Annotated in this window: 12 protein-coding genes; 6 read left to right on the top strand and 6 right to left on the bottom strand. The window is 71.5% G+C overall.

Going from position 1 to position 14,976, the window contains the following annotated elements:
- On the bottom strand, positions 1-1,668 hold a 1,668-nt coding region (locus ACN6LM_RS35145), incomplete at its 3' end, for a homocysteine S-methyltransferase family protein (protein WP_445069471.1).
- A gap of 237 nt (positions 1,669-1,905) precedes the next feature.
- On the opposite strand from ACN6LM_RS35145, the gene ACN6LM_RS35140 reads away from it, so the two are divergent.
- From ACN6LM_RS35140 to ACN6LM_RS35120, 5 genes are all read left to right on the top strand, one after another.
- The gene (locus ACN6LM_RS35140; protein ID WP_445069473.1) at positions 1,906-2,670 is read left to right on the top strand and encodes an IclR family transcriptional regulator; all 765 of its coding nucleotides are present in this window, start codon (positions 1,906-1,908) and stop codon (positions 2,668-2,670) included.
- A gap of 239 nt (positions 2,671-2,909) precedes the next feature.
- Positions 2,910-3,701 (top strand): MIP/aquaporin family protein, encoded by a 792-nt coding sequence (locus ACN6LM_RS35135; RefSeq protein ID WP_445069470.1) that lies wholly within the window; start codon positions 2,910-2,912, stop codon positions 3,699-3,701.
- Between the two features lie 42 nt (positions 3,702-3,743).
- The gene (glpK, locus tag ACN6LM_RS35130) at positions 3,744-5,285 is read left to right on the top strand and encodes a glycerol kinase GlpK (RefSeq protein WP_445069469.1); all 1,542 of its coding nucleotides are present in this window, start codon (positions 3,744-3,746) and stop codon (positions 5,283-5,285) included.
- Between the two features lie 5 nt (positions 5,286-5,290).
- Positions 5,291-6,904 (top strand): FAD-dependent oxidoreductase, encoded by a 1,614-nt coding sequence (locus ACN6LM_RS35125; RefSeq protein WP_445069467.1) that lies wholly within the window; start codon positions 5,291-5,293, stop codon positions 6,902-6,904.
- A 108-nt stretch (positions 6,905-7,012) separates the two neighbouring features.
- On the top strand, positions 7,013-7,684 hold the full coding sequence (locus ACN6LM_RS35120; protein WP_445069466.1) for a FadR/GntR family transcriptional regulator: 672 nt from the start codon (positions 7,013-7,015) through the stop codon (positions 7,682-7,684).
- Positions 7,685-7,791: 107 nt separating this feature from the next.
- On the opposite strand, the gene ACN6LM_RS35115 is transcribed toward ACN6LM_RS35120, so the two are convergent.
- From ACN6LM_RS35115 to ACN6LM_RS35095, 5 genes are all read right to left on the bottom strand, one after another.
- Entirely contained in the window at positions 7,792-8,847 is a 1,056-nt protein-coding gene (locus ACN6LM_RS35115; RefSeq protein ID WP_445069464.1) for an ABC transporter permease, read from the bottom strand.
- The gene (locus tag ACN6LM_RS35110; RefSeq protein WP_445069462.1) at positions 8,844-10,364 is read right to left on the bottom strand and encodes a sugar ABC transporter ATP-binding protein; all 1,521 of its coding nucleotides are present in this window, start codon (positions 10,362-10,364) and stop codon (positions 8,844-8,846) included. Before ACN6LM_RS35110 ends, ACN6LM_RS35115 begins: the two co-directional genes overlap by 4 nt.
- Positions 10,365-10,366: 2 nt before the next feature.
- On the bottom strand, positions 10,367-11,407 hold the full coding sequence (locus tag ACN6LM_RS35105) for a sugar ABC transporter substrate-binding protein (protein ID WP_445069461.1): 1,041 nt from the start codon (positions 11,405-11,407) through the stop codon (positions 10,367-10,369).
- A gap of 61 nt (positions 11,408-11,468) precedes the next feature.
- Positions 11,469-12,248, bottom strand: a complete 780-nt coding sequence (locus ACN6LM_RS35100) for an SDR family NAD(P)-dependent oxidoreductase (protein WP_445069460.1) — start codon at positions 12,246-12,248, stop codon at positions 11,469-11,471.
- Positions 12,245-13,582 carry an enolase C-terminal domain-like protein gene (locus ACN6LM_RS35095; protein ID WP_445069458.1) on the bottom strand — a complete coding sequence of 446 codons (1,338 nt, stop codon included), beginning with the start codon at positions 13,580-13,582 and terminating at the stop codon, positions 12,245-12,247. Before ACN6LM_RS35095 ends, ACN6LM_RS35100 begins: the two co-directional genes overlap by 4 nt.
- 257 nt (positions 13,583-13,839) lie before the next feature.
- Here ACN6LM_RS35095 and ACN6LM_RS35090 point away from each other — a divergent pair, with 257 nt between their 5' ends.
- A complete protein-coding gene (locus ACN6LM_RS35090) occupies positions 13,840-14,943 on the top strand; it encodes a PAC2 family protein (RefSeq protein WP_445069457.1) in 1,104 nt (367 codons plus the stop codon).
- Positions 14,944-14,976 lie beyond the last annotated feature (33 nt).

Genomic DNA, 14,976 nt, shown 5'->3' with positions numbered 1-14,976 from the left:
CGACAGGCCCAGGGTCGTCTGCACCTCCGGGTGGAGCCGCTTCAGCTCCCGGATCGCCCCGATGGTGGCGACCCCGTCCTTGCGCGACTCCTCCTGGCCCGTGCAGATGGTGAAGGTGAGGGTGTCGATGAGGATGTCCGACTCGTGGATGCCCCAGTTGCCGGTCAGGTCCGCGATGAGCCGTTCCGCGATGGCGACCTTGTGCTCGGCGGTCCGGGCCTGGCCCTCCTCGTCGATGGTCAGCGCGATCAGCGCGGCACCGTGCTCCGCCGCCAGCCGGGTGACCTTGACGAAGCGGGACTCCGGGCCGTCGCCGTCCTCGTAGTTGACGGAGTTGAGGACCGCGCGGCCGCCCAGCTTCTCCAGCCCGGCCCGGAGCACGGGCAGCTCCGTGGAGTCCAGGACGATCGGCAGGGTGGAGGCGGTGGCGAAGCGGCCGGCCAGCTCCTCCATGTCGGCGACGCCGTCGCGGCCCACGTAGTCCACGCACAGGTCGAGCATGTGCGCGCCCTCGCGGATCTGGTCGCGGGCCATCTCCACGCAGTCGTCCCAGCGGCCTTCGAGCATGGCCTCGCGGAACTTCTTGGACCCGTTGGCGTTCGTACGCTCGCCGATCGCCAGGTACGCCGTGTCCTGGCGGAAGGGGATGGACTGGTAGAGGGAGGCGGCGCCGGGCTCGGGGCGCGGGTCGCGGGCGGCCGGGACCGTTCCGCGTACGCGCTCGACCACCTGGCGCAGGTGCTCCGGGGTGGTACCGCAGCAGCCGCCGACCAGCGAGAGGCCGTACTCCTGGACGAACGTCTCCTGCGCGTCGGCCAGTCCCTCGGCGTCGAGCGGGAAGTGGGCGCCGTCCTTGGTGAGGACCGGCAGTCCGGCGTTGGGCATGCAGAGCAGCGGGATGCGGGAGTGCCGGGTGAGGTAGCGCAGGTGCTCGCTCATCTCGGCCGGACCGGTCGAGCAGTTCAGGCCGATCATGTCGATGCCCAGCGGCTCAAGGGCGGTCAGGGCCGCCCCGATCTCGGAGCCCAGGAGCATGGTGCCGGTCGTCTCGAAGGCCAGGGAGCACAGCAGCGGGAGGTCGCTGCCGAGGGCGTCGAGGGCGCGGCGGGCGCCGAGGACGGCGGCCTTGGTCTGGAGGAGGTCCTGGGTCGTCTCCACGATCAGCGCGTCGGCTCCGCCGGCGATCAGTCCCTCGGCGTTCGCCTGGAAGCCGTCGCGGATCGTGGCGTACGGGATGTGGCCCAGGGTCGGCAGCTTGGTGCCGGGGCCCATGGAGCCGAGCACCCAGCGCTGCTCACCGGTGGATGCGGTGTACTCGTCGGCGACCTCGCGGGCGATGCGCGCACCGGCCTCCGAGAGTTCCTGGACGCGCTCGGGGATGTCGTACTCGCCGAGGGCCGCCGTGTTGGCGCCGAAGGTGTTGGTCTCGACGCAGTCGACGCCGACGGCGAAGTACGCCTCGTGGACGGAGCGCACGATGTCCGGCCGGGTGATGTTGAGGATCTCGTTGCAGCCTTCGAGGTTCTCGAAGTCCGCGAGCGTGGGGTCCTGGGCCTGGAGCATGGTGCCCATGGCACCGTCGGCCACCACGACTCGGGTGGCGAGCGCCTCACGGAGGGCTGCGGCTCGGTTCCGGCTGTCGGCGGAAGGGGTCGGCGACGAGGCCATGGATGTACTCCCTGGGATGCGACGGCTGTCGGCTTTGCGTCTTCGGCGGAAGGCGCACCCGGCCAGGGTAGCCGGGCCTCGACGTGGGCCGTCACTCTGTCCCACGAGCCGGACGGCATCCTGATGACGGGGATCCCGGTGTCGCGAGGTGCTGCGGACTTTCCACGCGGCCGAGCGCGGTTCGGCATCGACCGATAGTGTTCAGCATTGTCGAACAAGGTGGAGGGGTACGGCGCGATGGCCAAGAACATCCAGTCGCTGGAGCGGGCGGCCGCGATGCTGCGCCTGCTGGCAGGCGGCGAGCGGCGGCTCGGGCTGTCCGACATCGCCTCCTCACTGGGCCTGGCCAAGGGCACCGCACACGGCATCCTGCGCACCCTCCAGCACGAGGGGTTCGTGGAGCAGGACGCCGCCTCGGGCCGCTATCAGCTGGGCGCGGAGCTGCTGCGCCTGGGCAACAGCTATCTCGACGTCCACGAGCTGCGGGCCCGGGCCCTGGTCTGGACGGACGACCTGGCCCGGTCCAGCGGCGAGAGCGTCCACCTCGGCGTACTGCACCAGCAGGGCGTGCTCATCGTCCACCACGTCTTCCGGCCCGACGACAGCCGCCAGGTCCTGGAGGTGGGCGCCATGCAGCCGCTGCACTCCACGGCCCTGGGCAAGGTGCTGGCGGCGTACGACCCGGTGGCGCACACCGAGGCGGTGGAGGCGGAGCGGCAGTCGTTCACGCCCCGGACGGTGACCGGCGCCGAGGAGTTCGAGGCCGTGCTCGACGGGGTGCGGGCCCGGGGCTGGGGGTCCGACGTGGAGGAGACCTGGGAGGGGGTCGCCGCGGTGGCCGCCCCGATCCACGACCGGCGCCGGATGCCGGTCGGGGCCATAGCCGTGACGGGTGCGGTGGAGCGGGTCTGCAAGGACGGCGAGCTGCGCCCGGAGCTGGTCGCGGCGGTCCGCGACTGCGCCCGTGCGGTCTCGCGGGACCTGGGCGCCAGGCGCTTCTGAGCCGCCCGCGCACCCGGCCGGCTTCCCTCGTAACGATCGATTCGTACGTCACATCCCTCTTGACGCTGCCTTCGCCGGGAGAAACACTGCCGTTCACCGGTCGGCATTGTCGAACACTTAACGGATATTCGCGTTAGGGTGTGACCGTGCCAAGGGCCGGCCAAGCCCTCACACGAGGGCGCGGACCACCGGTGGGACCCGGGGTTCGGCTTCCTGGACGAAGGACAAAGGAGTCGCGGGTGTCCAGCTCCGACATCTTCATCGGCGAGACCATCGGTACCGCCGTACTCATCCTGCTCGGCGGCGGTGTCTGTGCCGCCGTCACGCTCAAGCACTCGAAGGCGCAGAACGCCGGCTGGGTCGCCATCACCTTCGGGTGGGGCTTCGCGGTACTGACCGGCGCGTATCTCGCCGGCGGCGTGTCGGGGGCGCATCTCAACCCGGCCGTCACCATCGGCCTCGCCATCGAGGGCGGAACGAAGTGGAGCGACGTACCGCTCTACCTCGCCTCCGAACTGTTCGGCGCGATGATCGGCGCGGTGCTGGTCTGGCTGACCTACTACGGGCAGTTCCGGGCCCACCTCACCGATCCGGAGGTCCTGCGCACCCACTCGGGTGAGGAGGGCATGGTCGACCAGGCCGCGGCCCCCAAGGCGGGACCGGTCCTCGGTGTCTTCTCGACGGGCCCCGAGATCCGCAACGCCGTGCAGAACGTCCTCACCGAGGTCATCGCCACGGTCGTGCTGGTGCTCGCCATCCTCACCCAGGGCCTCAACGGCGACGGGGACGGGCTCGGCACGCTGGGCGCGCTGATCACCGCCCTGGTCGTCGTCGGCATCGGCCTGTCGCTCGGCGGGCCGACGGGCTACGCGATCAACCCGGTCCGCGACCTCGGTCCGCGTATCGTGCACGCGCTGCTTCCGCTGCCGAACAAGGGCGGCTCCGACTGGGGCTACGCGTGGGTCCCCGTCGTCGGCCCGCTGATCGGCGGCGCCCTCGCGGGCGGCCTCTACAACCTCGCCTTCGCCTGACCCGCCCTCACCCCACACCGCACAGACCTCCGGGAGCACACCGTGACCGACGCACACACCACCGGCAGCCACGGCGCCGGGCCGTTCATCGCGGCCATCGACCAAGGCACGACCTCCAGCCGCTGCATCGTCTTCGACAAGGACGGGCGGATCGTCTCCGTCGACCAGAAGGAGCACGAGCAGATCTTCCCCAAGCCGGGCTGGGTCGAACATGACGCGGCCGAGATCTGGGCGAACGTCCAGGAAGTCGTCGCCGGGGCGATCTCCAAGGCGGGCATCACCGCCGCCGACGTCAAGGCGATCGGCATCACCAACCAGCGCGAGACCACCCTGCTGTGGGACAAGCACACCGGTGAGCCCGTCCACAACGCCCTCGTCTGGCAGGACACCCGTACCGACGCGCTCTGCAAGGAACTCGGCCGCAACGTCGGCCAGGACCGCTTCCGCCGCGAGACCGGGCTGCCGCTCGCCTCGTACTTCGCCGGGCCCAAGGTGCGCTGGCTGCTCGACAACGTCGAGGGGCTGCGCGAGCGGGCCGAGCGGGGCGACATCCTCTTCGGCACCATGGACTCCTGGGTCATCTGGAACCTGACCGGCGGCACCGACGGCGGCGTCCACGTCACCGACGTCACCAACGCCTCGCGCACCCTCCTGATGAACCTGCACACCATGCAGTGGGACGAGAAGATCTGCTCCTCCATCGGCGTGCCGACGGCCGTGCTGCCCGAGATCCGGTCCTCCGCCGAGGTCTACGGCACCACCAAGGGCGGCGTGCTCGACGGAGTGCCGGTGGCCTCCGCGCTGGGCGACCAGCAGGCGGCGCTGTTCGGCCAGACCTGCTTCTCCGAGGGCGAGGCCAAGTCCACGTACGGCACCGGCACCTTCATGCTGATGAACACCGGTGAGACGCCCGTCAACTCCTACAACGGCCTGCTGACGACGGTCGGCTACCGGATCGGCGACCAGAAGGCGGTGTACGCCCTGGAGGGGTCGATCGCCGTCACCGGTTCGCTGGTCCAGTGGATGCGCGACCAGATGGGGCTGATCCAGTCCGCCGCCGAGATCGAGACCCTGGCCTCCTCGGTGGAGGACAACGGCGGCGCGTACTTCGTGCCGGCGTTCTCCGGTCTCTTCGCCCCGTACTGGCGCCCGGACGCCCGCGGTGTCATCGCCGGTCTCACCCGTTACGTCACCAAGGCGCACATCGCCCGTGCCGTACTGGAGGCCACCGCCTGGCAGACGCGTGAGATCAGCGACGCCATGACGAAGGACTCCGGCGTCGAGCTGACCTCGCTCAAGGTCGACGGCGGCATGACCTCCAACAACCTGCTGATGCAGACGCTCGCCGACTTCCTGGACGCGCCCGTGGTGCGCCCGATGGTCGCCGAGACCACCTGCCTCGGCGCCGCCTACGCCGCCGGCCTGGCCGTCGGCTTCTGGCCGGACACCGACGCGCTGCGCGCCAACTGGCGCCGCGCCGCCGAGTGGACCCCCCGCATGGACGCGGACACCCGCGCCCGCGAGTACAAGAGCTGGCTCAAGGCCGTGGAACGCACCATGGGCTGGCTCGACGACGAGGAGTAGACGACATGACCACCCTGCAGAGCGTCCCCGCACTCGGGACGCATCCGGCCTCCGGCTCCCTCCCGAGCCGCGCCGAGACCCGGGAGCAGCTCTCCAAGGCGACGTACGACCTCCTGGTGATCGGCGGCGGCATCCTGGGCATCTCCACCGCCTGGCACGCCGCGCAGTCCGGACTGCGGGTGGCCCTGGTGGACGCCGGCGACTTCGCCGGCGCCACCTCCTCCGCCTCCTCCAAGCTGCTCCACGGCGGTCTGCGCTACCTGCAGACCGGTGCGGTGAAGCTGGTGGCGGAGAACCACTTCGAGCGCCGTGCGGTCTCCCGCCAGGTCGCCCCGCACCTGGCCAACCCGCTCACCTTCTACCTGCCGGTCTACAAGGGCGGACCGCACGGCGCGGCGAAGCTCGGCGCGGGCGTGTTCGCGTACTCGGCGCTGTCCGCCTTCGGGGACGGTGTCGGCCATGTGATCAGCCCGGCGCGGGCGGCACGCGATGTGCCGGAGCTGCGTACGGACAACCTGCGGGCCGTCGCGGTGTACGGCGACGACCAGATGAACGACGCGCGGATGGCGCTGATGACGGTCCGCGCGGCCGTCGACGCGGGCGCGGTGGTGCTGAACCACGCGGCGGTGACCGGGCTGCGGTTCACCCGCGGCCGGGTGACGGGCGCGGAGCTGCGGGACTCCATGGACGGTACGGAGTTCGGGGTGACCGCCCGGCTGGTGCTGAACGCGACCGGACCGTGGGTGGACCACCTGCGGAAGATGGAGGACCCGAACGCGGCACCCTCCATACGCCTGTCCAAGGGCGCCCACCTGGTGCTGAAGCGGACCCGGCCGTGGAAGGCCGCGCTGGCCACGCCGATCGACAAGTACCGCATCACGTTCGCCCTGCCCTGGGAGGACATGCTGCTGCTCGGCACGACGGACGAGGCGTACGAGGGCGACCCGGCGGATGTCGCGGTGACGGAGAAGGACACCGCGCAGATCCTGGACGAGGCCGCGTTCTCGGTACGGGACCAGCAGCTCTCCCGGGACCTGATCACCTACTCCTTCGCCGGACTGCGGGTGCTGCCCGGCGGACCCGGCGACACCTCGAAGGCCAAGCGCGAGACGGTCGTGACGGAGGGCCGGGGCGGGATGCTGTCGGTGGCCGGCGGCAAGTGGACGACCTTCCGCCACATCGGCCGTACGGTGATGAACAAGCTGGCCGCGCTGCCCGGGCACCCGCTGGCGGAGGACATGGAGCCGATGGCCCGGCTGCCGAGGAAGCTGCCGCTGCCCGGGATCGCCTCCCCGAACGCGGTGGCGCACCGGCTGCTGGTGGACGGCGGGACGCCCGGTCCCCGGATGGCCGCCGACACCGCGCGCCATCTGGCCACGCACTACGGTTCGCTCGCCTTCGACATCGCCCGGATGGCCAACGAGAACCCGGCGCTGGCCGAGCGGATCCACCCGGACGCCCCGGAGGTGTGGGCGCAGGTCGCCTACGCCCGGGACCACGAGTGGGCCGAGACCGCGGACGACGTGCTGCGGCGGCGGACGACGCTGACGATCCGGGGCCTGGCGACGGACGAGGTCCGGGCCGGTGTGGAGAAGGTGCTCGGCGAGCGGCGCGGCTGAGCGCGACGGGCCGGTACGACCGTCGGACCGCACGCCGGTCCGACAGTCGTACCGGCCTTCTTCATGGCCGCATAATGGGGCGATACATCGGATGTCTGGAGGTCGCCCATGGCTGTCACCGACGAGGCCATCGAGAAGATCAAGGGAATGATCGTCTCGGGTGCGCTACGGCCCGGCGATCGTCTCCCCAAGGAGAGCGAACTCGCCTCGGAGCTGGGTCTTTCCCGCAACTCGCTGCGGGAGGCGGTGCGCGCCCTGTCGCTGATCCGGATTCTCGACGTCCGCCAGGGCGACGGCACGTATGTGACGAGCCTCGACCCGCAGCTGCTGCTGGAGGCGCTGAGCTTCGTCGTGGACTTCCACCGGGACGACACCGTGCTGGAGTTCCTGGCGGTGCGCCGCATCCTGGAGCCCGCCGCGACGGCGATGGCGGCGAGCCGGATCGGCGAGGACCAGCTGGACGCGCTGGGCGCACAGCTCGACGCCCTGGGTGACCGGCCTTCGGTGGAGGAGCTGGTCGCCTGCGACCTGGACTTCCACCGGGGCATCGTCCAGTCGTCCGGCAACTCGGTGCTCTGCTCGCTACTGGACGGGCTCTCGGGGCCGACGACGAGGGCGCGGGTGTGGCGGGGGCTGACGCAGGAGGACGCGGTGAGCCGGACGCTGCATGAGCACCGGGCGATTCTGGCGGCGCTGCGGGATCGCGATGCGGAGGCTGCGCGTGCGTGGGCGACGGTGCATGTGGCGAGCGTGGAGCAGTGGTTGCGTTCCACCCTGTGACCGTTCGGGGCTCTGCCCCTGACCCCGCTCCTCGATCGCCGCAGGGGCTTGCGAACAAGCGCCGGACGGGCCGGAGGAGCCCGTCCGGCGCTTGAGGACCAGAGGGTTCAGTCCTGCTTCTCGCCGCTCGCGAAGCGGGAGATGACCAAGGCGACGATGATGATCGCGCCGTTGAGGAACTGGTTCCAGAGGGCCGGGACGCCGCCCAGGGTCATGACGTTGACGACCAGTTGGAGCGTCAGTACGCCGGTGAGGGCGCCGAACAGCGTGCCCCGGCCGCCCTTGAGGCTGATGCCGCCGATCACCGCGGCGGCGAACACCTGGAAGATCCAGCCGTCGCCCTGGGTGGCGGCGACCGCCCCGTAGTGGCCGGTGTAGAGGATGCCGGCGAAGGCCGCGAGCAGGCCGCCGATCGCGAGGACGATCCAGGTGACCCGGTCGACGCGGATACCGGCCGCGCGGGCCGCTTCCGGGTTGCCGCCGATCGCGTACAGCGCCCGTCCGTGGCGCAGCCAGGCGAGGGCGGCGCCGCCGGCCGCGAAGAGGACCAGGCAGATCCAGACGGCGGCCGGCACCCCGAACCACTCGCTCTTGCCGAGGTAGCGGAAGGACTCCGGCACATCGGTGATGGACTTGCCCTCGGTGATGCCGATGTGGAGGCCCCGCAGCATCGTGAGCATGCCGAGCGTGGCGATGAAGCCGTTGACCCGGAGTTTCAGCATCAGGAAGCCGTTGACGGCGCCGACCGCGAGGCCGACCAGCAGGCAGAGCGGGATCGCGGACCAGCCGGGGAGCAGCCCGAGGCCGGCGAAGCGTCCGCCGTCGGCGGGCAGCACCAGCCACATGGCGACGACCGGCGCGATGCCGATCGTGGACTCCAGCGAGAGGTCCATCCGGCCGCAGATGAGGATCAGCGCCTGGCCGAGGACGAGCAGGCTCAGCTCGGAGGACTGCTGGACGACGCTGATCAGGTTGTCCGAGGTGAGGAAGACCGGCGAGACGATGAAGCCGATCAGCATCAGCACCAGGATCACCGGCACCAGCGAGAAGTCGCTCCACCGGATCAGTCTGAGCCTGCTGAGCGGGGAGCCGCCGTCCGCGCCGCCGCCCTTGGGCGCCTGGTCGAAGTCGTCGGCCGTGGACGGCCGTACCGTGCCGGTCATTCCCTCTCCCCCACACCTTCCATGGCGGCGACGAGTTCCCCGTCGGCCCACCCGCTGTCGAACGTTGCGACGACCCGCCCGTGGAAGAGGGCGAGGACCCGGTCGCAGACCCGCAGGTCGTCCAGCTCGTCGGAGACGACGACGGCCGCGTTGCCCGCGTCGGCGACCCGGCGTACGACTCCGAGCAGGGAGTCCTTGGACTTGACGTCCACGCCCGCCGTGGGCCGGACCGCCACCAGCACGCTGGGGTCGCGGGCCAGCGCCCGGGCGACGACGACCTTCTGCTGGTTGCCGCCGGAGAGCCCGGAGACGGGCTGTTCGGGGCCCTGGGTCTTGATGTCGAGCGAGTCGATCATGGACCGGGCGAACCGCCGGGTACGGGAGGGCAGGACGGTCCCCCAGGGGCCGAGCTGGTCGGCGACCGTCAGGGTGGCGTTCTCCGCGACGCTGCGCTCCGGGACGAGGCCCTGGTCGTGCCGGTCCTCGGGGATGTAGCCGATGCCGGCGGCCAGCGCGTCCGGCACGCTGCCCGCCCGTACGGCCCTGCCCCGCACCCGGACCGTGCCGCCGCCCGCCTTGCGCATCCCGGCCAGCACCTCGCCGACGGCGGTGTTGCCGCTGGCCGCCGCCCCGGCCAGGCCCAGCACCTCGCCGGGGCGCACCTGGAGGTCCAGCGGCTCGAACCGCCCGGGCAGGCTCAGCCGCTCGGTGCTCAGGACGGGTTCCGCCGACGGGTCGGGCGCCGCGTCACCGGCCGCGTGCCAGGCGGTGGCGCCGGCCGCCCGCTCGCCGGTCATCGCGGCGACCAGGTCCTCCTTGGCGACCTCGGCGACGGGCGCGGTCAGGACGTGGCGGGCGTCGCGGTAGACGGTGACCGCGGTGCACAGCTCGTACACCTCCTGGAGGTGGTGCGAGATGAAGAGGAACGCCACGCCCTGGCTCTGGAGTTCGCGGAGCTTGCCGAAGAGCCGTGCGATGCCCCTGGCGTCGAGCTGGGCGGTCGGCTCGTCCAGGACGATGAGCCGGGCGCCGAAGGACAGTGCGCGGGCGATCTCCACGAACTGCCGCTGCTCGACCGCGAGATCGCGCGCCCGGGTGTCCGGGTCGACCTCGACGCCGTACGCGGCGAGCAGCCGCCCGGCCCGCCTGCGCAGCTTGCCCCAGCTGATCCAGCGGGCGTTCTCGTCGAACCGGTTGAGGAAGAGGTTCTCGGCGACGGTGAGGTCGGGGACGACCATGGACTTCTGGTAGACGCAGGCGACCCTGGACTGCCAGGCCGTGGTGTCCCCGAAGGCCGGCGCGGGCTCGCCGCCGAAGGTGACGGTGCCCGCGTCCGCCTTGTGGAGGCCGGTGAGCACGCCGACCAGGGTCGATTTGCCGGCACCGTTGCGGCCGACGAGTGCGTGGGACTCGCCGGGCCGCACGGTCAGCTTCACCCCGTCGAGCGCCACGGTCGGCCCGAAGCGCTTGACGACGCCTTCCGCCTGCACGGCGGGTGGTGGTGCTGCCTGGTCCATGGCTAGCTCTTCTTCTCCAGCTGGTTGGCCCACAGCTTCGGGTCGTCCACGTTCTCCTTGGTCACCAGGGGCGCGGGGAGCTGGTCCTCGTAACCGTTGGGGATCTTGATGATGGTGGAGTCGTGGTCCGTGGGGCCCTCCTTGAACGTCCTGCCGTCGAGGGCCGCCTTCGCGTAGTACAGCGCGTACTTCGCGTACAGGTCGGCGGGCTGGGAGATGGTGGCGTCGATCTTCCCGGCCCGGATGGCGTCGAACTCCTCGGGGATGCCGTCGTTGGAGATGATGGTGATGTGGCCGTCCTGACCGGCGGGCTTCAGCAGCTTCTTCTGTTCCAGGAGCGCCAGGGTGGGCTGCAGGAAGACGCCCCCGGCCTGCATGTAGATGCCGTTGATGTCGGGGTGGGCGGCCAGCGTGGACTGGAGCTTCGCGGAGGCGACGTCGCCCTTCCAGTCGGTGGCCAGCTCGAACACCTCGATGTCCGGGTAGTCCTTGTCCATGCACGCCTTGAACGCCTCGGAGCGGTCGCGGCCGTTGATGGAGGACAGGTCTCCCTGGAACTCGGCGACCTTGCCCTTGCCCTTCAGCTGCTGGCCGAGGTACTTGCAGGCGTTGGTGCCGTACGCCTTGTTGTCGGCGCGCACCACCATGTAGATGTCGCCCTTGTCCGGACGGGTGTCGACGCTGACGACGGGGATCTTCTTCTCGTTGAGCGTGTTGAGCGATTCGGCTATCGCGCCGGTGTCCTGCGGGGCCATCACGACGGCCTTGGCGCCCTGGTCGGTGAAGGTCTGGACGTTGGCGACGAGCTTGCCGATGTCGTTCTGCGAGTTGGTGAGCGGAAGCGCGGAGACCTCGCCGCCCTTGACGCCCTTCTCGATGTAGTTCTGGTACGAGTTCCAGAAGTCGCTGTCGCTGCGCGGCAGGTCGATGCCGACCTTGCCGCCGCCCGCACCGCTGTCCGACGATTCGCGGTTGCAGCCCGCGAGGGCCGTGACGGCCAGCAGTACGGCACAGGCTGCCGCACTCGTCGTACGCACTCTCATTGGTGTCCCGTTCCTGTGGGGGGTCGCGGCTCGGACCCGGTGGGCATGGCGGGGTACGGGTTCAGCTGCCGGCGGGCCGCAGGCGCAGGCCCTGCATGCCGCCGTCGACGGCCAGGGCGGTTCCCGTCACGGAGGCCGCGGCGGAACTGGCGAGGTAGACGACCGCGGCGGCCACCTCGCCGGCCGAGACCAGCCGGCCCAGGGGCTGCCGGGCGTTGAGCGCGGCGCGTTCGGCGGCCGGGTCCTCCGCCCGGTCGAGCAGCCGGCCGATCCACGGGGTGTCGGCGGTGCCCGGGTTCACGCAGTTGACGCGGACGCCCTCGCGGACGTGGTCGGCGGCCATGGCGAGGGTGAGCGCGAGGACGGCGCCCTTGCTCGCGCTGTACAGGGCGCGCTGGGGCAGCCCGGCGGTCGCGGCGATGGAGCAGGTGTGGGTGATGGACACGGCTCCGGGGCGCTCGGCGGCCGCGCGGCGCAGGTGCGGCAGGGCGTGCCGGGCGGCCCGGACCATGCCGAGGACGTTGATGTCGAGGACCCGGGCCCACTCCGTGTCGTCGTTGTCCTCGACGGTGCCGATGGCGCCGATGCCCGCGTTGGAGACGAGGGTGTGCAGGGAGCCCAGTTCGGCGGCGGCCCGGTCCACCCCGGCGCGCACGGCGGCGTCGTCGGTGACGTCGGCCTCGACGGCGAGGGCCCCCCGGGGCGCGCCGGAGGTGTCACGGTCCAGGACGGCGACCTGTGCGCCGCGCTCCAGGAGCAGGGCGGTGACGGCGGCCCCGATGCCGGAGGCACCGCCGGTCACCAGGGCGTTCATCCCCTCGAAGTCGCGTGTGCCGGTCATCGGCTCTCCTCCTTCTCACGGCGCCGGGCCTGCCAGACGGGGCCCTGCGGGTAGCGGTGTGCGGCGATGGACTCGGGGCGCATCCTGGCCGAGAAGCCGGGAGACGCCGGAGCGGTGTAGCGTCCGTTCACGATGACGGCGGGGTCGGTGAAGTGCTCGTGGAGGTGGTCGACGTACTCGATCACCCGGTCCTCGCGGGTGCCGGAGACGGCCACGTAGTCGAACATCGAGAGGTGCTGGACGAGTTCGCAGAGCCCGACGCCGCCCGCGTGCGGGCAGACTGGGACGCCGTACTTGGCGGCGAGCAGCAGGATCGCCAGGTTCTCGTTGACGCCGGCGACCCGGGCGGCGTCGATCTGGACGAAGTCGACGGCCCCGGCCTGGAGGAGCTGCTTGAAGACGACCCGGTTGGCGACGTGTTCCCCGGTGGCGACCTTGACCGGCTGTCCGGCCCGGACGGCGGCGTGGCCGAGTACGTCGTCGGGGCTGGTGGGCTCCTCGATCCAGTGCGGGTCGTACGGGGCGAGCTCGGTCATCCACGCGACGGCGTCGGCGACGTCCCAGCGCTGGTTGGCGTCGACGGCGATCCGGACGCCGGGTCCGACGGCCTCGCGGGCGAGCGCCATCCGGCGGACGTCGTCCTCGACCCGGCCGCCGACCTTGAGCTTGATCTGGGTGAAGCCGTCGGCCACGGCCTGCTCGGCCAGCCGGACCAGCTTGTCGTCGGAGTAGCCGAGCCAGCCGGGCGAGGTGGTGTACGCGGGGTAGCCCTCGGCGCGCAGCCGGGCGGCGCGTTCGGCGCGGCCCGGTTCGGCCGCGCGCAGGACGGCCAGCGCCTCGTCGGGGGTGAGGGCGTCGGTGAGGTAGCGGAAGTCGACGAGGGAGACCAGCTCCTCGGGCGTCATCGCGGCCAGGAACTCCCAGACGGGTCTGCCCGCCAGCTTGGCCGCCAGGTCCCAGGCGGCGTTGACCACCGCGCCGGCCGCCATGTGCATCACGCCCTTCTCGGGCCCGAGCCAGCGCAGTTGCGAGTCGTGCGTGAGGTCCCGGTACAGGGCGCCTAGGTCGGCTGCCGTCCGGGGCACGGGGCGCCCGGCCAGATAGGGGCGCAGCGCCTCGATCGCGGCGGCCATGACCTCGTTGCCGCGGCCGATGGTGAAGCAGAAGCCATGGCCCTCGGCCGGCTCGCCGTCCGTGCCGGCGGCGTCGGTCCGCAGCACGACGTAGGCGGCCGAGTAGTCGGGGTCGGGGTTCATGGCGTCCGAGCCGTCCAGTTGTTCCGAGGTCGGAAAACGGATGTCGTGGACCTCGAAGTCCGTGACGGACTGACTCATGCGCGCCCCCAGGGGAAATAACATCGGACCTCTGTTCCGGTCATCCGATGTATAGCCGCCCCGGAGGGCGCAAGTCCAGAGAGAGGCAGGAATTTTCGGCCGACAGCTCGGATGTATCGAGGGTGTGTTGCCCCATCGAGCGGTCCCCCGCACCTCGATGCGCCGGGTTCACCCGGCCGTGCACGGGGGCTGCGGTACGGGAGGGCGCAGGCCGTAAGGTTGTCCCGTACGCAAGGGAACTTCGGAAGGAGGCTGGGGTGATCGAGCTCGAGGGCGTTCCCGAGCTGATCGACCCGGTCATGGTGGCCGCGTTCGAGGGGTGGAACGACGCGGGTGACGCCGCCTCCACAGCGGTCGCGCACCTGGACCGGGAGTGGAAGGGCGAGGTGTTCGCGGCGCTGGACGCCGAGGACTACTACGACTTCCAGGTCAACCGCCCGACGGTGTGGCTGGACAACGGGGTACGCAAGATCACCTGGCCGACGACCCGGCTCTCCGTGGTCCGCGTCGGCGGGGACAAACCCCGGGACCTGGTCCTGGTGCGGGGCATCGAACCGTCCATGCGCTGGCGCTCGTTCTGCAACGAGCTCCTGGGGTTCGCGCACGAACTGGGCGTCGAGATGGTGGTGGTGCTCGGCGCGCTGCTCGGCGACACCCCGCACACCCGGCCGGTCCCGGTCAGCGGGGTGACGTCCGATCCGGACCTGGCCCGCACCATGGACCTGGAGGAGACCAGGTACGAGGGTCCGACCGGCATCGTCGGCATCCTCCAGGAGGCGTGCACGCACGCCGGGGTGCCCGCGGTGAGCCTGTGGGCGGCGGTGCCGCACTACGTGTCGCAGCCGCCCAACCCCAAGGCGACGCTGGCCCTGCTGAACCGCCTCGAGGACCTGATCGGACTGCGCATCCCGCTCGGCGAGCTGCCGGAGGACGCGCGCGCCTGGCAGGTCGGCGTCGACCAGCTGGCCGCCGAGGACAGCGAGGTGGCCGAGTACGTGCAGACGCTGGAGGAGGCCCGGGACACCGCCGAGCTGCCCGAGGCGAGCGGCGAGGCGATCGCCCGTGAGTTCGAACGCTATCTGCGGCGCCGCGACCCGGGTCCGGGCCAGCCGCCCGGCGGGCACGCCACGGAGAGCGGGGACGCGACGTACCTCCGGGACACGTCGAGCGGCCGGACGAGGCCGCCCAAGCCGATCCGGCCGGAGGCCGGTCCGGGACAGCCGGGCGAGCCGGGGCCCGTACGGCCGCCGTCCGACGGGACCGGCGACCGCGCGGACGACGGCCGTACGGACGACAGCGGCCCGGCCGACCGACGTCCGGACGACGACGCGCCGGACGACGGCCCCCCGTCGCAGGACTGAGCGCGGCACGGGGGGGGGGGGGGGGACCCGCCC

Source organism: Streptomyces sp. SAS_281 (assembly GCF_052542855.1).
The sequence above is the reverse complement of the archived record's forward strand: the minus strand, read 5'-3'. Positions and strand labels throughout refer to the sequence as shown.